Raw genomic sequence first — 374 nt, 5'->3', positions numbered from 1 at the left:
CAACGCCGCGATATCGCTGGGTGGCGAAGTGTATGACCTGATTATGCTCGATCCTGACCTGTCAGGGACCGACGGTTTCGACCTGCTTCACGAGTATCGAAACAGGGGCGGCCGTGCCTCCGTGATTATCCTGACGGCGCGGGACGGGGTGGAAAGCCGTATTGGCGCACTGGACGCAGGCGTAGACGATTACCTGGTCAAACCGTTCGACCTCGATGAACTCACGGCGCGCGTACGCGCGCTGATGCGTCGCAAAACGGTGCAGACGGCGGAAGCTTACGCGTACGATGGTCTCGTGATGAAACCAGTTTCTTTTGGGACGACCCTGCATGGAGAGGCGATCGATCTGGCACCGTGCGAGTTCCGCCTGCTAC

General features: G+C 59.9%; 1 protein-coding gene. It reads left to right on the top strand.

Annotated features, from left to right (window positions below; all coding sequences use genetic code 11):
- On the top strand, positions 1 to 374 hold a 374-nt coding region (locus tag SB753_RS35265), incomplete at both ends, for a response regulator transcription factor (RefSeq protein ID WP_410804695.1).

The organism is Paraburkholderia sp. SIMBA_053, from assembly GCF_046534895.1.
Taxonomy (GTDB): domain Bacteria; phylum Pseudomonadota; class Gammaproteobacteria; order Burkholderiales; family Burkholderiaceae; genus Paraburkholderia; species Paraburkholderia caledonica.
Note: the sequence above shows the minus strand (reverse complement) of the source record. Positions and strands in the feature narration are given on the sequence as shown.